The sequence below is a fragment of the Zoogloea sp. genome (assembly GCF_017302315.1).
Lineage (GTDB): Bacteria > Pseudomonadota > Gammaproteobacteria > Burkholderiales > Rhodocyclaceae > Zoogloea.
Map to the genome: position 1 here is coordinate 122,788 of NZ_JAFLDT010000003.1, position 19,181 is coordinate 141,968.

At 64.3% G+C, this 19,181-nt stretch carries 22 protein-coding genes; 9 read left to right on the plus strand and 13 right to left on the minus strand.

The genetic code is table 11. The features are described from left to right. Positions 1–111: 111 nt before the first annotated feature. The 4 genes from J0L98_RS02090 to J0L98_RS02105 are packed head-to-tail and all read right to left on the minus strand — an operon-like array spanning position 112 to position 1,937. Entirely contained in the window at positions 112–417 is a 306-nt protein-coding gene (locus J0L98_RS02090) for a hypothetical protein (protein ID WP_296409746.1), read from the minus strand. After that, positions 401–910 (minus strand): hypothetical protein, encoded by a 510-nt coding sequence (locus J0L98_RS02095; RefSeq protein WP_296409747.1) that lies wholly within the window; start codon positions 908–910, stop codon positions 401–403. Before J0L98_RS02095 ends, J0L98_RS02090 begins: the two co-directional genes overlap by 17 nt. A 2-nt stretch (positions 911–912) precedes the next feature. After that, positions 913–1,599, minus strand: a complete 687-nt coding sequence (locus J0L98_RS02100; RefSeq protein WP_296409749.1) for a DNA-binding protein — start codon at positions 1,597–1,599, stop codon at positions 913–915. A 50-nt stretch (positions 1,600–1,649) separates the two neighbouring features. After that, positions 1,650–1,937, minus strand: a complete 288-nt coding sequence (locus tag J0L98_RS02105; RefSeq protein WP_296409750.1) for a hypothetical protein — start codon at positions 1,935–1,937, stop codon at positions 1,650–1,652. Positions 1,938–2,268: 331 nt separating this feature from the next. On the opposite strand from J0L98_RS02105, the gene J0L98_RS02110 reads away from it, so the two are divergent. Next, positions 2,269–2,586, plus strand: a complete 318-nt coding sequence (locus J0L98_RS02110) for a helix-turn-helix transcriptional regulator (protein WP_296409752.1) — start codon at positions 2,269–2,271, stop codon at positions 2,584–2,586. A 239-nt stretch (positions 2,587–2,825) separates the two neighbouring features. Here J0L98_RS02110 and J0L98_RS02115 read toward each other — a convergent pair whose 3' ends face one another. Together J0L98_RS02115 and J0L98_RS02120 are read right to left on the minus strand one after the other, a co-directional pair. Then, entirely contained in the window at positions 2,826–3,866 is a 1,041-nt protein-coding gene (locus tag J0L98_RS02115) for a DNA-binding protein (RefSeq protein WP_296409753.1), read from the minus strand. A gap of 138 nt (positions 3,867–4,004) precedes the next feature. Further along, the gene (locus J0L98_RS02120) at positions 4,005–5,252 is read right to left on the minus strand and encodes a site-specific integrase (protein ID WP_296409755.1); all 1,248 of its coding nucleotides are present in this window, start codon (positions 5,250–5,252) and stop codon (positions 4,005–4,007) included. Between the two features lie 174 nt (positions 5,253–5,426). Here J0L98_RS02120 and J0L98_RS02125 point away from each other — a divergent pair, with 174 nt between their 5' ends. Next, on the plus strand, positions 5,427–5,606 hold the full coding sequence (locus tag J0L98_RS02125; RefSeq protein ID WP_296403255.1) for a hypothetical protein: 180 nt from the start codon (positions 5,427–5,429) through the stop codon (positions 5,604–5,606). Positions 5,607–5,645: 39 nt separating this feature from the next. Here the strand turns inward: J0L98_RS02125 and J0L98_RS02130 are convergent, their stop codons facing one another. The 6 genes from J0L98_RS02130 to mltG are packed head-to-tail and all read right to left on the minus strand — an operon-like array spanning position 5,646 to position 10,156. Further along, positions 5,646–6,284 (minus strand): ankyrin repeat domain-containing protein, encoded by a 639-nt coding sequence (locus J0L98_RS02130; protein WP_296409757.1) that lies wholly within the window; start codon positions 6,282–6,284, stop codon positions 5,646–5,648. Between the two features lie 41 nt (positions 6,285–6,325). Next, complete coding sequence (locus J0L98_RS02135) at positions 6,326–7,099, minus strand: TatD family hydrolase (protein WP_296409759.1); 774 nt, start codon at positions 7,097–7,099, stop codon at positions 6,326–6,328. Positions 7,100–7,117: 18 nt separating this feature from the next. After that, a complete protein-coding gene (locus tag J0L98_RS02140) occupies positions 7,118–7,486 on the minus strand; it encodes a PilZ domain-containing protein (RefSeq protein ID WP_296403249.1) in 369 nt (122 codons plus the stop codon). Further along, on the minus strand, positions 7,483–8,544 hold the full coding sequence (holB, locus tag J0L98_RS02145) for a DNA polymerase III subunit delta' (RefSeq protein ID WP_296409760.1): 1,062 nt from the start codon (positions 8,542–8,544) through the stop codon (positions 7,483–7,485). The genes J0L98_RS02140 and holB overlap by 4 nt, the downstream gene beginning before the upstream one ends. Further along, complete coding sequence (gene tmk / locus J0L98_RS02150; protein WP_296403244.1) at positions 8,541–9,158, minus strand: dTMP kinase; 618 nt, start codon at positions 9,156–9,158, stop codon at positions 8,541–8,543. The genes holB and tmk overlap by 4 nt, the downstream gene beginning before the upstream one ends. Then, the gene (gene mltG, locus J0L98_RS02155) at positions 9,155–10,156 is read right to left on the minus strand and encodes an endolytic transglycosylase MltG (RefSeq protein ID WP_296409761.1); all 1,002 of its coding nucleotides are present in this window, start codon (positions 10,154–10,156) and stop codon (positions 9,155–9,157) included. The genes tmk and mltG overlap by 4 nt, the downstream gene beginning before the upstream one ends. 170 nt (positions 10,157–10,326) lie before the next feature. Here mltG and J0L98_RS02160 point away from each other — a divergent pair, with 170 nt between their 5' ends. Genes J0L98_RS02160 through mfd form a run of 4 tightly spaced genes read left to right on the plus strand, consistent with a single transcriptional unit; the run spans position 10,327 to position 15,909 of the window. Then, on the plus strand, positions 10,327–11,358 hold the full coding sequence (locus J0L98_RS02160; RefSeq protein WP_296409762.1) for a folate-binding protein: 1,032 nt from the start codon (positions 10,327–10,329) through the stop codon (positions 11,356–11,358). A 9-nt stretch (positions 11,359–11,367) separates the two neighbouring features. Beyond that, the gene (locus J0L98_RS02165; RefSeq protein WP_296409764.1) at positions 11,368–11,658 is read left to right on the plus strand and encodes a DUF4936 family protein; all 291 of its coding nucleotides are present in this window, start codon (positions 11,368–11,370) and stop codon (positions 11,656–11,658) included. Continuing rightward, a complete protein-coding gene (locus J0L98_RS02170) occupies positions 11,649–12,416 on the plus strand; it encodes an NRDE family protein (protein ID WP_296409765.1) in 768 nt (255 codons plus the stop codon). Before J0L98_RS02165 ends, J0L98_RS02170 begins: the two co-directional genes overlap by 10 nt. 49 nt (positions 12,417–12,465) lie before the next feature. Continuing rightward, positions 12,466–15,909 (plus strand): transcription-repair coupling factor, encoded by a 3,444-nt coding sequence (gene mfd, locus J0L98_RS02175; RefSeq protein WP_296409766.1) that lies wholly within the window; start codon positions 12,466–12,468, stop codon positions 15,907–15,909. 21 nt (positions 15,910–15,930) lie between these two features. Here the strand turns inward: mfd and J0L98_RS02180 are convergent, their stop codons facing one another. Continuing rightward, complete coding sequence (locus tag J0L98_RS02180) at positions 15,931–16,746, minus strand: response regulator (protein WP_296409769.1); 816 nt, start codon at positions 16,744–16,746, stop codon at positions 15,931–15,933. A 55-nt stretch (positions 16,747–16,801) separates the two neighbouring features. Here J0L98_RS02180 and J0L98_RS02185 point away from each other — a divergent pair, with 55 nt between their 5' ends. Genes J0L98_RS02185 through J0L98_RS02195 form a run of 3 tightly spaced genes read left to right on the plus strand, consistent with a single transcriptional unit; the run spans position 16,802 to position 19,126 of the window. Continuing rightward, complete coding sequence (locus J0L98_RS02185; RefSeq protein ID WP_365954056.1) at positions 16,802–17,683, plus strand: ABC transporter substrate-binding protein; 882 nt, start codon at positions 16,802–16,804, stop codon at positions 17,681–17,683. A gap of 4 nt (positions 17,684–17,687) precedes the next feature. Beyond that, a complete protein-coding gene (locus tag J0L98_RS02190; RefSeq protein ID WP_296409771.1) occupies positions 17,688–18,599 on the plus strand; it encodes a branched-chain amino acid ABC transporter permease in 912 nt (303 codons plus the stop codon). Then, positions 18,596–19,126, plus strand: coding sequence for a branched-chain amino acid ABC transporter permease (locus J0L98_RS02195; RefSeq protein ID WP_296409772.1), 531 nt, complete (start codon positions 18,596–18,598; stop codon positions 19,124–19,126). The genes J0L98_RS02190 and J0L98_RS02195 overlap by 4 nt, the downstream gene beginning before the upstream one ends. The last annotated feature ends 55 nt before the right edge of the window (positions 19,127–19,181 follow it).

A 19,181-nucleotide genomic window follows, 5' to 3' on the forward strand; every position in this document is an offset into this window, starting at 1 on the left:
GGACGCGATAGCGTGCTGCACAAAAAGAGGGCGTAAAAAAACCCGGCTGAACCGGGTTTTGGTGACAGGTTCTTCCGGCGCCGACCCTGGCCAGGGGCGCCGTTGTCGCCATCACAACAGTTTGATGATGGCCGCAACGGCTGCCATACCCGCAAAGATTGCCGCGAGTGTCCAACGTTGAGTATCGGCGATAGCCTTCATCACGTTGGTTTCCGACTTGGCTACCTCGATGCGTACACGCTCCAGTTCGGCCCGTACTTTCTCCACGTCGCCGCTTGTTGCCAACTGACGGGAGTGGATTGCATAGCGCTTGTCGATGGCATCCACCACGGACTCGGCTGCCGCGGTGGCTCTTTCATCATCCACACCGGCCGACTTCAAGGCCTGGTAGATGGACAGTTCAACGGATGTGGACATGGTGGCTTTCCTCGATTGGTGACGCCTGCAGCTCCAGGTTAAGCGGATCTGTCACCACGGCGGAGTTTAGCGTATTGGTGACAGGGGCGCTTGAGCTCGAGCTGCCGGCGTCACCACTCGGGCGCGGTGCCATGCGCTCCAGGTCGGTGATCAGCGTTTGCATCTGCCAGCTCACCCGTTCAAGTTCTCGGCTCGCCCACCTGGTCTGCCGGTCCAACTCGTCAAATTTCCGCGCATTCTCGACCTTCTGCAGGGTTTCTTTGATTCGATCCGAGTTAGCGCCGATGTATTCCCTTACCCGCTTTCCATCCTGATCGCGCCCGGGGTGCAGCAAGTACAGGTACTTCCCGTCACGCCAATGGGGGGTAGCGTAGATCCGGCCAGCATCATCCAGAACCTTCATTCGGCTGGTGTTGAAGCTCACCTCCTGAATCGCGGCCAGTAGGTGACTTTTCAGTGCGTTGGCGTGCTCGATGATCTCGGCGGCGTCCATGTTCATTCCCCTTCATTGGTGACAGATCCGCAACCTGGTACGCCGCCGGCGTCACCATTTCCCGCGGTTGTGGAGGAGGGCGCAACTTTAGTTTTTTTCGCCGATGCCCGGGAAGGCGCTTTTTCGGGCCGCAGGGCGTCGATAACCTGTTCCAGAGCATCCACCCTACCCGCAAGCCTGTAAGCCTGCTCTTGAGCCGATTTGGTGGCTTCCTGAGCCTTTGCCGTTTCAGCCTTCCGTTCTTCGGCTAACTGCATCAGTCCATGTTGCTGGATCTTGCTTTGCTCAAGCTCCGCCTTGAGGGCGTCCAGCTCGGCCCGCATGGCGTCCATGCCAGCTTCCGCGAGGTCAGCAATCTTGATGGCTTCCGCGCGGTCCTGCTCAAGCTCCGCCTTGACCAATGCCCAAGCGATGCGCTCCTCTTCCAGTCTCTCTTCGGCATACCGCGTCGCGAGGGCGAACAAGTCCGCGCCGGCCTGGCTGACACGATCCTCGAACTCTTGGGGCAGGGCGGGGATCTCTGAGGCTTCATCGTGGAATGGCTCCGTCCATTCCTTCAGCGCTGCCGTGATCGTGGTGTAGCTTCCGGTTCCAAGGCGCTTTCGGATCTCTACCGCGGTCGGCTTGTCGCCTGCCGCGTTGATCTCGTTTGCCACACGCCATACGTCTTGTTTGGTGATTGCCATCATGACCCCCTATGTAATGTAGTGTAATGTAAAACTGTAATTACGTAATTACGTTACAGAATCCAACCCTTGCGACGCCCTATCTCGACCCATGCGAGGCGCGCGTCTTCGTCGTTTTTCCTGTGGACTATGAATTCCAGCGTCTCCAGTTCGTACCCCTCGAACCGTCGTTCAGCATCGGCCACCATCCCCCGGCGCCGGACCTGATCTGCGTTCCGCTTTGCCTGATAGCGTGCCTGGCGCTGGGCGCCCGTCAGGGCGCCATCCTTACGTGGCCGGCCACGGCCACGCCTCACCTCGAAAAGCTCCCCTGTCACCTTGTCTTCCAACTGTCTGGCCATTCCACACCCTCCAGGTTTGACACCACCGGGCCACTAGATCCGAGCCCATCGTGGGTTTTGGTTTGATACCGGGAAAGTCGTTTTCCTTTCCCCGTTCCGCTGAGTCCTCGCCCTGGAGGAAGAGGGCGACGGGCTGACAGGTTCTGCAAGGCGTGCGCAGCACCCCGCAGGGCTTGGCCTTGCAGGTTCTGGCGGACTGGCGCTCGATGAACGGAAGGGAGAGGGCGAAGTGGTACGGGGAAAGGCGTTCCGGTAGCTCAGAACCGCCGGGCCGGCAGGCCCTCCAACGGCAAAGCCGTTGTCATGCTAGATTTTGGTTTTGCGCTCAAAAATGGTGACTGCGTTGGTTCTGGCCAACACGGGCGCCGGGAAAACCTGTCACCAAATGGCACCTTGGGAACTTGAAGAACAGTTTTACCAAAGCATGGGTAAGGTCATCGTCCGTCACATGGGAAAACGTCAGATGACAACATATAAACTGTCCAGACAATCCGGCGTCTCGTTTGTCCAGCTTGACCGCTACATACGACAAGGCCGGCGGATGCCGGCCTTTGCGCTCTACAGGATCGCTAACGCTCTAGGCGTAACAGTCGCGGAACTGATGCCTGACAAGGCCGAAGAGCCGGAACAGTTGAGCTTTGATCTTTAGGTATCGTCTTCTGAAAATTACTGTTTTCAGAAGTTGAAAGGTAACTCACCTTTCTGCCCTTTCTATCTGTTATTTAACAACAACAAGTTTCGCAAAACGTCTCAAACCCGCCCTCCGACGTGCATGTGCACGGTGGTACGAGTCAAGACGTGTTCTTCTGTCCCACGATCTGATTCCGGACCCAGGCTGCTGATGACCCGCTTCTGCAAGTGATCCGCAGTCCGGAGCACAACGGAAATTCAGCCCTTTTTCTTCAGCATGCCCAGCTCTGCCAGGGCTTCGGCCAGCGTCGCCTCGGCCCGCTGGGCCCGTGCAGTTTCGGCAAGCCGGACTTCCTCGACTGCGCGGGCCCGCGCCTCGGCGGCTGCCACGGCAGACTCCTTGCCGTGGGCGGCCTCGCTGGCAGTCTTGAGTTGGGCCTGCAGGCGCTCGATACGCCCTTCGGCCGCTGCAAGAGAGGTTTCCACCTGGCGCGCCCGCGAGACGGCCTCCCGCAGGGCCGCCTTCGCCTCTTCGGTCTGCTCCCTCTGCCGGGCTTCCCGTTCTTCGCGATTGGCCAACTGCTGGCGCATGGCGGTGATCTCGGCGAGTTTTTCCTGACGGGCCTGATCGATCTGCTTCATCAGCAGTTCGCGATCAAGGGCGCTGCGGTCCTGCTCCTCCTTCAAGGAAGCGTTGTAGCGGTCACGGTCATTTTGCAGCAGGCGGCTGAGGCGTTCGGACTCGGCGGCAAACTTCTGCTCCCGGGTTTCCGCACTTTCCTCAAGCTGCCTTACCCTGCTTTCAAGACCTTCCCGCTGACGCAGGAACTCGAGCGCCTGGCTGCGCAGGTCTGCAATGCTGCCGTCCCGGGTCTGCACCCCCTGGTTGAGGGTGTCGATCTGGATGGCAGCCTGGGCCGCTTCAGATTCAAGCTGGGCAACCCGATCGACGGCCGTCTGCAGGCGCGACCGCATGGCTTCCTGCTCCTGCTCCAGCACCTGACGCTGGCTGGCAAAGACCTGGTCGGCATGTTGCAGGGCAAGGGACCACACCTTGGCCATCAGCCCATCGGTGGACGACACCAGCTCGTCGGGCATGCCCGGCACGCTGCGCTGGCGAAAGAAGGCAGCGCCGGTGTCCCTGCGCCACTGGTCGATATAGCGCTGGACGATCTCGCTCGAGCCCTTGTTGCCAAGCTCCGCATAGACCAGGTTGAAGGACGGGTTCTCACCCATCGAAAGCAACTGGAAGCAGATCTGCTCCACAGCCTCAAAGGTGACGCTACTGCTGCGTGCCATCTGATCACCCCTCGCTCGCCGGAATTGCACAAAAGTGTGTCGCGAGAACCATACCATACGTGTACGGTCGTAATCCGTATTGTTTGACACGGATTGAGCATTCCGCTTCCCGTTTTGGGTGCAGTGCCGGAAACCCTGTCAGTCGCTCTTCTTGTTCTTGTCGGTCCACTGCAGGCGTTGCTTCTGAGCCTCTTCATGCCAGCGCTCTTCCTCCTCGTGGATGTAACGCTGGGTGGTGCGGGCATCGGTATGCCGAGCGTCCTTCTGCACAAAGCGTTCATCGATGCCGCTGTCGAGCTTGGCGGTGATGCCCGTGTGTCGTCCCCAGTGGGCCGATGCGGCACGCAGCTTTTCCTTCTTGTGCTCGGCGTCATCCGGTAGCAGATCGGCCGCCGAATTGAAGATCTTCTTCAGGATCTGATTGAGGCGGCGCGCCGTGATGGGACTTCCGTTCTTCACCGACACCAGCAGCGGCGTCATGTCGTCCCGGCGCGGCACGGCTGTCAGACCCAGATACTTGCGGTAGCGGATCAAGGCCTGGAGCATGTCATCCGCCACGGGCACTTTGGCTTTCTTGCCGCCCTTCCCCACCACGTGCCACCACCACAGGCCCCGCTCCTCCCGGAAGCTGTTCATGCGGTGGCTTTCCAGTTCGCCCGCGCGAGGGGCCAGCATGTATAGCGTTGCAGCAATGAAACGTGCCCGCTCGTACTCGTCGCGCCCCCGCTCCGCATCCTTTGGCATGGCCTCAATGGCGTCCGTCACCGCCTGCCACATCTGCGGGTCGAGAAAGCGCTCGATCTTCTCGACCTCTTCCGTGCTGGCCACGGCCCGCAGGGGGCCGCCCACCTCGGCAGACATCTTGCGCCGACGCTGGCGGATCAACCCCAGGGGGTTCCCGAGCAGGTAACCGGCATCCACCAGGTAACTCATCAGGGAATTGACGGCGGCCATTGCCGTCAGTACAGCGCTCTCGCTGAGGGGGCCGACAAAGGGCCGCCAGCGCTCCGTAATGCGTTCGGCCTTGGGGCCGCACCACAAAGCCGCAGGCTGGGGGTCGGCAAGAAAGTTCAGATAGCCCTCGAAGTCCTGGCGGTTGAGACTGGACAGGGGCTTGCCGCAGTCGATTAATGACCAGAGCAGCAACCTCTCGCACTCCCGCTGGTAAATGCGATAGGTGCCCGGCGAGCGGTCGTACTCGGTCAGGAAGCAGCGGATCGCGTCAGCGTCCGTGTTGGCAGTGATCTGCAGGCGGGCCGGATCGGCCCGGTTCACGCCGTTTCTCCCGTCCAGATCGGGAGGGATGGTCAGCTCGTCCAGGGGACGGACCGGGACAGGCCCCTGCGGGACGGAGAGCGCGCTGGTGTCGGGATTCTTCGCCTTCATGGGCGGCAGTTTACCTGCCAGACAGGGATTTTGATTTGGCAGGGCTTGCCATGCACGGACAACTGTATATAATTACAGCTATCGAAGAGCAGGCCAGGAACTGCACAAGCGAGACCTGGCAGCGAGATGTTTCAGCCCCTGTCCCGATCAAATCGTTCAGAAAAGGAGTCAATCATGGAAAGCCTCATCTGCCGTACCCTGATGCTGAGTGGTCTCATCGTTGGCGTGCTCCTGGCCGGAGGCCAAGGCGGCCAGGCGCTGGTTCCGGCCATCCTGGCTCTTGTCGGCGTTGCCGTCTTCAGGCGGATCGCTCCTTCCCTGCCATGGCGTTTTGGCCACGGGCGTCATTACTGACTCACTGAATCACTTTGCAGCCACCCCTTGGCGCAGTGCTTATTTGCCGGCCCCGGCACCGCGGGCTTTGCGCGAAGCCTGGATCAGCCCGGCAATATCGGTGTTGCGGTTCTTGATGGCCCAACTCTCTGCGGTTTCGTTCTGATCGTTCTTCGAGTCCAGATCCACACCGGCCTTGAGCAAACGCACCACGACTTCTTCATGGCCGTTACGGGCAGCAAACATCAGCGGTGTGGTGTGGTTGGGGGCCTTCGCATTGGGGTTTGCGCCCTTCGCCAGCAACTGCTCCACCACCGCAAGACGGCCCTCGAACGCCGCATAAAGAAGCGGGTTCCAGCCATCGTGGTCGTAGTCGGCGCCGGCAGCAAGCAGCAACTGCACAACGTCAGAATACCCTTTCAGGCTGGCAAGCATCAACGCACTGTCACCTGCCCCGTTACGGGCGTTGAGCTTGATGCCACGCTGCTTGACGAGAGCCTCAACCACGCGCGCCTGGTCCTCCCGGGCAGCAAGAATGAGCAGGCTGTTGCCATTCTGATCGGTGGAGTTGATGTCCATGCCCTGGGACACCATCCGGGTGACGGCGGCGGCATCTCCCATCTTGGCCGCGTTCAGCAGATCATCAAGCGACGCTGCGGCAAGCGGCATGGACAATTGCAGGCCCACAAGAAGGGTCAAGAGGGTTCGATACGGGGGGCGAAAGATCCTTGCAACGGGCTTCATGAGGGGCTCGCATCCTTGAACAGTCGAAAGAAATTGCGGCTCGTGGCCTCGGCCACGCTTGCCAGGCTTTCGCCGCGCGCGTCGGCAACGGCCTGAGCCACGTGGCGGACGTAGGCGGGCTGATTGGTCTTCCCCCGGAAAGGCATCGGGGCAAGGTAAGGAGCATCGGTTTCCACGAGCAGGCGGTCTGAAGGAACAAAGCGGGCCACATCACGCAGGGCTTCGGCATTCTTGAAACTGACGATCCCGGAGAATGAGATATGAAAGCCCAGGTCCAGCGCATCCGCGGCCACTTCACGGGTCTCGGTGAAGCAATGCATCACGCCGCCGGCCTGATCGGCCCCCTCCTCCCGCATCAGGCGCAGGGTATCGGCGGCCGACTCCCGGGTGTGGATGATCAAAGGCTTGGCGCAGCGCCGGGCGGCGCGGATGTGGGTCCGGAAACGAGCACGCTGCCACTCGGGAGCGTCCTTGTGCCAGTAGTAGTCCAGCCCCGTTTCGCCAATGGCCACCACCTTGGGGTGGGCTGCGAGCGCAAGCAGCCTTGCCTCGTCGGGCTCCTCGCAATCGGCGTTGTCGGGGTGCACGCCCACCGACGCAAACAGATTGGCGTAGCGCTCGGCCAGGCCAATGACGGCGGGCAGGGTCTCAAGTTTCACGCTGACGCAAAGGGCGTGGGTCACGCCGTTCTCGGCCATGCGCTCGAGAACATCCGCTTCGTTTTCAATCAGGTCAGGAAAATCCAGATGGCAGTGGGAATCAACAAGCATTGAGTGGACGCGATGTGCCTAGATGGTATGAGTTGGACGGGATGAGCCCAGGTGGCCTGCCAGAATGTGCTCGATCTGATTGCGCAGAACCTGCCCTGCTTCATCCCCTCCGAACTGGACACCAATGCCCTGGGTCTTGTTCCCCTGCGCACCGGCAGGTGTGATCCAGGCAACGGTACCGGCCACCGGATGCTTGGTGGAGTCATCCATGATCTGCAGGATCATGAAAATCTCGTCACCCAGTTTGTAGGTCCGGGCGGTAGGAACAAACAGGCCCCCGTTCTTGATGAACGGCATGTAGGCCGCATACAGCGCCGACTTGGAGCTGATGTTCAGGGACAGGACGCTGGGGCGCGTCGCCATCGGTCGTCTTGCAGATTCGTTCATTTACGTACCGCCGACGCGGTCGCCTGAAGGCTCCGGGCGTACCGCAATAGCATGTCTTCCAGAAATAACCGGGCGTTGAGCGGGTGCTGCGCGACCCGGCGCGACTGTGTGATTTCATTGTAGCAGCCCAGGGCTGCGTCCACGGTCAAGCGCCCGGCGAGATCCCGGAGCACCCCCTCGCTATCGGGGAAGAAGCGCACCGGGCCACCCAGCCGCACGCTGACCAGATCGGCAACCCAGCGTTGCATCCAGCTCACCAGGGTTGGCATGTCAAAACCACTGGCGAGCGCGTCCTTGCCCTTCAACCAGTTCTCCCATTCCCCCGCCAGGCGCAGGACAGCACCTTGAGAGACGGCCGCGATGTCGTCGGCAAAGCGCCGCCGCGCCGCGGCTCCGCCACCTTCAGCCAGTGCAGCCGCCGCCAGTGGCATCCCGCCGCAGAAGGCCAGCAATGCAGCCACCTCCGGCAGACGCCTGTCGGCGAGCCAGCGCGCAGCCTGCTCCCGTGGAGGGCGTGGGAAGGCCCAGGTCTGGCAGCGGCTCCGAATGGTTGGAAGCAGGCGCTTGGGCGCGCTGGAGATCAGCAGGAACAAGGCATTGGTTGTGGGCTCTTCAAGCAGTTTCAGGAGCGCATTGGCGGTAAACGGATTCATCGCCTCGGCGGGATCGACGATCACCACCCGCTGGCTGCCCCGGTGTCCGCCCGTGGTCAGGGCCTGCTGCAGGGAACGGATCTGGTCGATGACGATCTGCCGGCTGGCGGCCTTGCCACCTTCGGCTTTCTCGGCGGGTGCATCGGGCCGCTCCTCCTGATCTGCCTCGGGAATGACCCGCAGCAGGTCCGGATGATTGCCCGCCATGCGCCATTGGCAGTCCTCGCAGTGCCCGCAGGCATGTCCGGTGGGGTCAGGCTGAAGGCACAGGATCCGTGCCGCCAGGGCTTCGGCAAAGACCCGCTTTCCCCCTCCTGCCGGGCCTGAGAAGAGCAAGGCGTGGGGCAGGCGTCCCGCACACTCGAGCGCCCGACTCCACAAACCGGAATGCCATTCAAAAATCATTGAAAACAGATCTCTACAATGATTTGTTCAAGTTCTTTACGAATTTCATCCGGTGTCTGAGCCGCGTCGATGACCTTGATTCTTGCCGGATCGGCAGCGGCGCGACGCAGGTAGGCTGCGCGAACCCGCTCGAAGAAGTCCGCCTGTTCGCTCTCGAAACGATCCGGGGCCTGCCCTGCACCGGCAAGCCGGCGGGCCGCCACCTGCGGATCGAGGTCAAAAATCAGGGTCAGATCCGGCTGCAGGTGGGGATGAACCCATTTTTCAAGGGCTGCAAAGCGCTTCTCGTCCAGCCCCCTCCCCCCCACCTGGTAGGCGTAGGTGGCGTCGGTGAAACGATCTGACACCACCCATGCCCCGGCGGCCAGCGCCGGCTGGATGCGAGCCGCAAGGTGCTCCCGGCGGGCAGCAAACATCAGCAGGGCCTCGGTTTCAAGATGCATGGGTTCATGCAGAAGCAGCTCCCGGAGCTTCTCACCCAGCGGCGTGCCACCGGGTTCGCGGGTCTGCACGACGGGAATGCCGCGGGACTGGATCAGGGCGACGGCAGCGGCGATCTGGCTGCTCTTGCCGGCACCGTCAATGCCTTCAAAGGTGATGAAGCGGGATTTCACGGCTGTTGTTTCCGGATATAGCGGGCGACGGCCCGGTTGTGTTCGGCCAGGGTTCGGGAGAAGGCACTGGAACCGTCACCCCGGGCCACGAAATAAAGATACTCGGTGCTCGGCGGGTTGAGCACGGCTCGCAGGGCAGCGACCCCCGGCATGGCGATCGGGGTGGGCGGCAGGCCGGGTCGAGTGTAGGTGTTATATGGCGTATCGGTCACGAGATCGCGCTTGCGCAGATCGCCGTCAAACGCCGGCCCGATACCGTAGATCACGGTCGGGTCGGTCTGCAAGAGCATGCCACCGCGCAGGCGGTTCACAAACACCGAGGCGATCAACGGCCTGTCGGCAGCCCGGCCGGTCTCCTTCTCCACGATGGAGGCCAGGACCAGGGCTTCATAGGCGGTCTGGTAGGGCAGTCCCTCGGCACGCTGCGCCCATTCCCGTTGCAGGATTCTCTGTTGCTGGCGATGGGCCCGCCGAAGCAGATCCACATCACTGCTGCGACGGGCGAAAAGATAGGTGTCAGGAAAGAACAGGCCTTCCGGGTGAGTTGCGTCTGCACCAATACGGGCTAGCACCTCACTGTCTGAAAGGCCTGCGGTGTCATGGCGCAGGTCCGGATGGCGATCAAGCGCCGCGCGGAACTGCCGGAAAGTCCAGCCCTCAATGAGCGCAAGCTCGGCCTGAGTGGTGTCACCGCGGGTCAGCTTGTCGAGCAGCAACAGCGGTGTGACGCCCGCCTCGACCTCGTAGCTGCCCGCCTTTACGCTATTGGCCTGGCGCGTAACCCGGGCCAGCATGACCAGCGCAAAGGGCCAGGTATCGATGCCTGCGTCGGTCAACTGCCTCGCCACCTGGCGCATGCCCGATCCCGGTTCGACGGTGAAGTCCAGCGGACTTTGTCGTAAACCCACCGGTGTGTAGGCAAACCAGACAAACAGGCCGAGCAGGGCGACGACTCCCGCAAGCGCAAGGGCAAACACACGAAAAAACAGGCGCTTCATCGGGGAACTTGGCGCTTCCGGGAGGAACGAAAGAGGTGAAGAAAGGAGGAAGATCCGGCAAAAACCAGGGGCTTGATTCTTGCTTCGATTGAATGGCCAGCCCCCGCGCGGCAACGCCCTATAATAGCGCAAACCGCTTCAAGACTCGTTTTTGCGACAGGACACGACTGATGAATGCAACTTGGCAATCCCATCTCGGCGCCAACGGCGCGAAGTTTTCGGACAACTCCGTCAAGTTCAATGACGATGAGCGGCAGGATGTGACGCTCGCAGCCCAGGGAACCGTGCTGGTGCCCCTCGTGCACCTCGGTGCGATCCGTGCCACCGGCGAGGACGCCAGCGTCTTCCTGCACAACCTGTTCTCCAACGACGTGAAAAAGCTCGGCCCCAACGAGGCCCAGTTGACCAGCTTCAATACGGCCAAGGGCCGCATGCTCGCCAGCATCATCCTGTGGCGGGAGGCCGGTGATTACCTGCTGACCTTGTCTGCCGACATCCACGCGGCCACGCTCAAGAAGCTGTCCATGTTCGTGCTGCGCTCCAAGGTGCGCCTGATGGACGACAGCGGCGATAGCGTCCTGATCGGGCTCGCCGGGCCCCAGGCCGGTGCAGCCCTTGAGGCTGCCGGGCTGCACATTCCGGGCGCGCCCCGGGCAACGGCATCGGGCCTGGCCACGGTGGTGCGTCTGGATGGCGCCCGTTTCCTCGTGTCGGCACCGATCTCGGAAGCCGTGGGCCTATGGGACAAATTCGTGGCCGCCGGTGCCGCCCCGGCCGGCACGGCCGCATGGTCCTGGCTGGACATCTGCCAAGGCCTGCCCACCGTCACCCTGCCGGTTCAGGAAGAATTCGTCGCCCAGATGCTCAACTTCGATCTGATCGGCGGCGTCAGCTTCAACAAGGGCTGCTATCCGGGCCAGGAGATCGTCGCCCGCACCCACTATCTGGGCAAGCTGAAGAAGCGCATGTTCCGCGTGCATACCGATGCCACCGAATGGCCGGGAACGGGTACCGACATCTATTCCCCCGAGTTTGGTGAGCAGTCGGCGGGCAAGGTCGTGATCGCGGCACCGGCTCCCGATGGTGGCTTCGATGCCCTGGTGGTATTGCAAACATCCAGTGCCGAATCCACCGAGGTACATCTCGGCACACCGGACGGTGCCCCGGTCAGCTTTCTCCCCCTGCCCTACGCCCTCTCCTGAGAAAGCGACTTGAGCCCCTCCCACTACTACATCTACTACCCGGTCCGGATGGGCATGGAGGCGGATCTGGCCCGGGAACTCTACAATCTGCAGGCCGAGATCCAGGCTTGCACTGGCGTGGCTGGGCGCTTTCTGCGCAAGGCCGATGACCCCTGGACCTGGATGGAGATCTACGAAAACGTGATCGACTTCCCGGCCTTCGATACCGTGCTGGCACGCGCCGTGGCGCGCCACGGGATTGAGCGCTTCCTCGAAACAGGCGGGCGCCGCCACATCGAACGTTTTGTCGCATGTGCCTGATCCTTCTGGCCTGGCGAGCCCACCCCGATTACCCCTTGGTCGTGGCCGCCAACCGGGACGAGTTCTTTGCCCGTCCGGCGGCGGAAGCCGGCTGGTGGCAGGATCGTCCGGGCGTCTTCGCCGGCCGTGACCGGGAGGCCGGCGGCACCTGGCTCGGCCTGAGCCGCAGCGGCCGTTTTGCCGGCCTGACCAACTTCCGTGATCCCGCCCGTCAGCGGCCCGATGCCCCCTCCCGCGGGGCGCTGGTGGCCGATTTTCTCGCGGGTCAGGAATCCACCGATGCGGCCCTCGCCCGCCTCGCCCTCGAAGGCCCGCGCTACAACGGCTTCAACCTGCTGCTCAGTGACGGGGACAGCCTGGGCATCTACGAGAGCGAGAGTGGCAGCGCCCGACGCCTCGAGCCGGGCCTCTACGCCCTGTCCAACCACCTCCTCGACACCCCCTGGCCAAAGGTGCTCGCGGGCAAGTCACGCCTCGCCCGCGCCCTGCGGGCCTTGCCCGACGACACGCCGCTGGCCGAGCTCCTGCGCGACGACCGCCCCGCTGCCGATGCCGAATTGCCCCGCACCGGGGTGAGCCTGGCCTGGGAGCGCATGCTCTCCAGCGCCTTCATCCGCGCCCCCGGCTACGGTACGCGCTGCTCCACCCTGATCCGCCGCGACCGCTATGGCTGGACCCACGTGGTCGAATCCACCTGGAACCCCGTGGGCACCGAAAGCGGCCGCGTCGTAGACAGTTTCCAGGTCGCCCGGGCCTGATCCAGGCGCCTATAATCCGCCCCTTGTTTCCCCCGCAGCACGCTCGCGCATGACCGCTTCCAGCCCCTTTCAAGCCCTTCTCCCCGCCCTTGATGCCTTCAGCCGGGCCAAGCCCGGCCAGCGCCTCGACCTCCCGCCCGTCGCCGGCTCGGGTGACGCCCTGGCCATTGCCCGGCTGGCCGGGGGAAAGCGCATGCTGGTGGTGGTCACCGCCAACCCCATCGACGCCCAGCGCCTCTCCGACGAGATCGCCTGGCTGGCCCCCGGCCTGCGCACCCACCTGCTGCCCGACTGGGAAACCCTGCCCTACGACAGCTTCTCGCCCCACCAGGACCTGATCTCCGAGCGCTTGTCCACGCTCTACGCCATCAGCCGCGGCGAAGCCGACATCGCCCTGGTGCCCGCCTCCACGGCCCTTTACCGGCTGGCCCCGCCGGCTTTCCTGGCGGCCTACACCTTCTTTCTCAAGCAGGGTGAAAAGCTCGACGTGGACCGCCTGCGCCTGCAGATGACGGTGGCCGGCTACGCCCACGTCACCCAGGTCATGTCGCCGGGTGAATACAGCGTGCGCGGCGGGCTCGTGGATCTCTACCCCATGGGCGCAGCCCTGCCCTACCGCATCGACCTGTTCGACGAGGAAGTGGAGAGCATCAAGACCTTCGACCCGGACACCCAGCGCACGGTCTTCCCGGTGAAGGAGGTACGCCTGCTGCCGGCGCGGGAGTTCCCCATGGACGAAACCGGGCGCACCCGCTTCCGCGGCCGTTTCCGGGAGACCTTCGAGGGGGATCCGTCCCGCTGCATGGTTTACAAGGATGTCTCCAACGGCATCGCCCCGGCCGGCATCGAGTACTACCTGCCCCTGTTCTTCGACGAGACCGCCACCCTCTTCGACTACCTGCCCGACAGCGCGCCCATCCTGCTGCACCGGGACGTCCCCGGCGCCATCGAAGCCTTCTGGAAAGACGCCCGCAGCCGCCACCAGCTTCTGGGGGGCGACAAGACCCGGCCCATCCTGCCGCCGGAACAGCTCTTCCTGTCGGACGAAGCCTTCTTCGTTGCCCTCAAGGAACGCATCCGCCTGAGCCTGCCCGTCTCGCCCCTGGGCGGCCCGGTCGAGCCCCTTCCCGACATCGCCGTCGAACGCAAGGCCAGCGACCCGCTGCATCGCTTCAAGGCCTTTTGCGCCGGCTTTTCGGGCCGGGTGCTGGTGCTGGCCGAATCCGCCGGGCGCCAGCAGACCATCGCCGAATATTTTGCCGAGTACGCCCTCAAGCCCGCCGCCAACGCCGATTTCGACGCCTTCCTGGCCAGCGATGCACGTCTGGCCCTGGGCACCGGCCCCCTGGCCGCCGGCTTCGTGCTGCCCGAGGCCGGCTTCGCCGTGGTCACCGAGTCCGAGCTCTACGCCGCCACCGCCCGCACCCGCACCCGCCGCGACAGCCGCAAGGCCGCCACCATGGAGGGCTGGCTGCGCGACCTGTCGGAACTCAAGCCCAACGACCCGGTGGTGCACTCCAGCCACGGCATCGGCCGCTACATGGGCCTGGTGCACATGGACCTGGGCGAGGGCGACACCGAGTTCCTGCACCTGGAGTACGCCAACGGCGACAAGCTCTACGTGCCCGTGTCCCAGCTCCACGTCATCACCCGCTACGCTGGCGCCGACCCGGAGGCAGTGCATCTGCACACCCTCGGCTCCGGCCAGTGGGAAAAAGCCAAAAAGAAGGCCGCCCAGCAGGTGCGCGACACCGCCGCCGAGCTGCTGGCCCTGTACGCCCAGCGCGCCGCCCGCAAGGGCCACCAGTTCGACTTCAAGCAGCACGATCTGGAAGCCTTCGCCGACGGCTTCGGCTTCGAGGAGACCCCCGACCAGATGGCCGCCATCGATGCCGTGGTGGCCGACATGAAATCCGGCAAGCCCATGGACCGCCTGGTGTGCGGCGACGTGGGCTTCGGCAAGACCGAGGTGGCCCTGCGCGCCGCCTTCATCGCCGTGGCCGACGGCAAGCAGGTGGTGGTGCTGTGCCCCACCACCCTGCTGGCCGAACAGCACTATCAAACCTTCGCCGACCGCTTTGCCGACTGGCCGATCAAGGTGGCCGAGCTGTCCCGCTTCAAGAACGCCAAGGAACAGGCCGAAGCCATCCAGCAGCTCGGCGAGGGCAAGGTGGACATCCTCATCGGCACCCACCGCCTGCTGCAGAAGGACGTCACCTTCAAGCGCCTGGGCCTGGTCATCATCGACGAGGAGCACCGTTTTGGCGTGCGCCAGAAGGAAGCCCTGAAGGCCCTGCGCAGCGAGGTGGACATCCTCACCCTCACCGCCACCCCCATCCCGCGCACCCTGGGCCTGGCCCTGGAAGGCCTGCGCGAGTTCTCGGTGATCGCCACCGCGCCCCAGAAGCGCCTGGCCATCAAGACCTTCGTGCAGCGCTTCAGCAAGGGCATCATCCGCGAGGCGGTGATCCGGGAGTTCAAGCGCGGCGGGCAGGTGTACTTCCTGCACAACGAAGTCGAGACCATCGAGAACGTGCGCGAATCCCTGGAGGAGCTGGTGCCCGAGGCGCGCATCGTCATCGGCCACGGCCAGCTGCCCGAGCGCGAGCTGGAGCGGGTGATGCGCGACTTCACCACCCAGCGGGCCAACCTGCTGCTGTGCACGACCATCATCGAGACCGGCATCAACATCCCCACGGCCAATACCATCATCATCAACCGGGCCGACCGCTTCGGCCTCGCCCAACTGCACCAGCTACGCGGCCGGGTCGGGCGCTCCCACCACCAGGCCTACGCCTACCTGCTCACCGACGCCAACGCCAAGCCCACCGCCCAGGCCCAGAAGCGCCTGGAGGCCATCACCATGATGGAAGAACTGGGCTCCGGTTTCTATCTGGCCATGCAGGATCTGGAGATCCGCGGCGCCGGCGAGGTGCTCGGCGAGAACCAGTCCGGCGAGATCCAGCAGGTGGGGGTGAGCCTCTACACCGAAATGCTCAAGCGCGCCGTGCGCGACCTGCAGCAGGGCAAGGAGCCCGACCTCAGCCAGCCCCTGGAGGTGGTGTCCGAGATCAACCTCCACGCCCCCGCCCTGCTCCCCAGCGACTACTGCAGCGACGTCCAGGAACGCCTGACCCTCTACAAGCGCCTCGCCAACTGCGAGAGTGACGACGACCTGCAGGCCCTGCAGGAGGAGCTCATCGACCGCTTCGGTGAAATGCCGGCCCAGACCCGCACCCTGCTCGAAACCCACCGCCTGCGCATGCTGGTCAAGCCCTACGGCGTGGCCAAGATGGACGCGTCCGAGAGCCAGATCAGTATCCAGTTCGGCCAGAACGCGCCCATCGACCCGGTGAAGGTGATCATGCTCATCCAGAAGGACCGCAGCGTGAAGATGTCCGGCCCCGACAAGCTCGTGCGCAAGCTCGCCACCCCCGATCTGAAGATGCGGGTGGCGGCGGTGAAGGAGCTGCTGGAGGCCGTGAAGGCCTAAACGCGGCGCTCAGGCCCGGGCCTACTGCGAGCCCTCCGATTGCCGCAGCATGCCGGCCAACAGTTGCTGGAGCAGCGCGGTTTCGAAGGGCTTGTCGCAGATGCCCGACACCCCTGCCTCCTGCACGGCAGCCAGACGGCTTTCGCTGGATTCGCTGGTGACCATCAAAATGGGCACCTCCTGCTGCCAGCTTCGGGTGCGCACGTACTCCACAAACTCCCGGCCATCCATCTCCGGCATGTTGTAGTCGGTCACGATCAGATCCACCATCGTGTCGGCCAGCAGCGTCGCCGCCTCGCGACCGTTGCTGGCCTCGATGAAATGGCGCAACCCCAGATTTTCCAGCACCCGGCGGATGAAACGCCGCGCATTGGGGCTGTCATCCACCAGCAGCACCCGGATCGAATCCAGATCGAACTCGTTCTCCAGTACGTGGCTGGTGCCCAGCAGGTCGAGGGTACGGCTGATCGCCCGGGATAGCTGGGCGGCGGTGAACGGCTTGGGGAGGATGCCGCAGGCGCCGGACTGGCGCACGGGCTCCAAGGCCTGCGGCCGGGTTTCGCTGGAGATCAGCAGAAACGGCACCTCGGCCAGACGCCCTTCGGCACGCATCGCCTCGACCAGCTCGGTACCGGTGCCATCGGGAAGGTACAGGGCCGACAAGATCAGATCCGGCGCACGACGCAGCATGGTGTCGAGCGCCTCTGCAACGGTAGCCACCTGCTCCACCTGGCGCAGCCCGATCTCATCGCACTCGGCACGGATGATTTTGGCCTGCACGGCAGAGGGTTCCACCAGCACGGCACGAAGTGTCTGAAAACGTGAGTCGCCTGCCATATCGCTTACCTGTTCATGAGCATCATGCAGGGTTAGCGAACGCAAACGGCAAAGCTTGAGGGTTTGGCGCAAGCTCATCGCCCGGGACGGCGTCATCGCCATCCTCGGCGAGGTCGCCTCCTCCCGGTCCCTCGAGGCGGCGCCCGTCTGCCAGAACGCGCGGATCCCGATGATCTCGCCGTCCTCGACCAACCCGGACGTCACGAAGACCGGCGACTACATCTTCCGGGTGTGCTTCATCGACCCGTTCCAGGGCACGGTCATGGCCAACTTCGCCAAGGACACCCTCAAGGCGAAGCGCGTGGCCATCTTCACCGACGTGAAGAGCGACTACAGCAAGGGCCTGGCGAAGTTCTTCAAGGAACGCCACGTCGCCAACGGCGGCTCCCTCGCCGCCGAGTTCGACTTCAACGGCGGCGACACCGACTTCAAGGGCCAGCTCACCGCCATCAAGGCCGCCAACCCGGAGGCGATCTTCGTCCCGGGCTACTACACCGACGTCGCCCTCATCTGCATCCAGGCCAAACAACTCGGCCTCGCCGTCCCGATCTTCGGCGGCGACGGCTGGGAGTCCGAGAAGCTCATCGAGATCGGGCGCGACGCGGTCGAGGGGCAGCACTTCTCCACCCACTACCACCCCGACGTCGGCTCCCCCCGCAGCCGCGCCTTCGTCGAGGCCTACAAGAAGGCCTACCAGTCCGCACCCGACGCCATGGGCGCCCTCGGCTACGATTCGGCGATGATCCTCGCCGACGCCATCCGGCGGGCGGGCTCGGCCGAGCCGGCCAGGATCCGGGACGCCCTCGCCGCCACCAGGGACTTCGACGCCGTCACGGGGCGGATCACCATCGACGGCAACCGCGACGCCTCGAAGGCGGCGGTGATCCTCAAGGTCGAGAACGGCCGGTTCAAGTACCTGCAGACCATCGCCCCGTGACCGGATGACGGAGTTCCTCCAGCAACTCCTGAACGGTCTCTCCCTGGGCGCCATCTACGCCCTGATCGCCCTCGGCTACACCATGGTGTACGGGGTGCTCCGGTTCATCAATTTCGCCCACGGCGACGTCTTCATGCTCGGCGCGTTCGCCGGCTACTTCCTCGCCCCCCGCGTCGCCCAGGTGCTGCCCGCCGGCTCCCTCGCCGGGGCCCTCGTGGTCCTCGTCCTCTCGATGGCCCTCTGCGCCGCCATCGGCGTGGCCATCGAGATCCTCGCCTACCGCCCCCTCCGACGCCGGCCCCGCCTCACCGTCCTCATCACCGCCATCGGGGTGTCGCTCCTCATCGAGTTCACCTGCCAGCACCGGCTCGTCTTCGGCGCCTCCCCCCGCACCTTCCCCGACCTCGTCGAGGCCCGGAACCTCGACCTCGGGGGCGTCACGCTGGGCACCACCCAGCTCCTCGTCTTCGTCCTCACCGCGCTCCTCCTCGCCGCCCTGACCTTCGTCGTCCAGTCGACCAAGGTCGGCATGGCCATGCGCGCCGTGGCGTTCAACGAACAGGCCGCCGCCCTCATGGGCGTGAACATCAACCGGATCATCTCCTTCACCTTCGGACTCGGCTCCGCCCTCGCCGCCGCCGGCGGGATCCTGTTCGCCATGAGCTACACCAAGATCGAGCCGCTCATGGGCGTCCAGACCGGCCTCAAGGCGTTCGTCGCCGCCGTCCTCGGCGGCATCGGCAACCTCCCCGGCGCCGCCCTCGGCGGCATCGTCCTGGGCATCGTCGAAACCTACGCCGGCGGCGTCCAGGGCCTCTCCAACTACCGCGACGGCATCGCCTTCGCCGTCCTCATCCTCATCCTCCTCTTCCGCCCCGCCGGACTCCTCGGCCGCGCCCAGATCGAAAAGGTATGAACCCCGGCGGCGCCAAACGCTGGCTCCTCGCCGCCCTCGGCGCGGTGACGCTCCTCCACCTCCTGAGCGGCCACGCCAACCGCTACTACCTCGGCGTCTCGATCGACATCGCGATCAACGTCATCCTCGCCGTCAGCCTCAACCTCATCAACGGGCACACCGGCCAGTTCAGCCTCGGCCACTGCGGCTTCATGGCCGTCGGCGGCTACGTCTCCGCGATGATCACCATCGCCGCCCAGAAGGCCGGCCTCCCCCCGCCCCTCGCCCCCGTCGCCTTCGCCGGCGCCCTCGCCGCGGGAGGCGCCTTCGCCGCCCTCGCCGGCGTCGCCGTCGGCATCCCCTCCTTCCGCCTCCGCGGCGACTACCTCGCCATCGTCACCCTCGGCTTCGGCGAGATCATCCGGGTCTTCTTCCAGACCTTCGAACCCGCCGGCGCCGCCTCCGGCCTCAAGGGGCCTCCACAGCACCCTTGGCCGTCGCGATGGAAGCGTGCATCATCATACCCGTTTGTACCACTACCGAACTGAACAGTACCGCACTGCCGCTGCCGCTGGCCCGCAGGGCCGGATATACTTGTTGTAA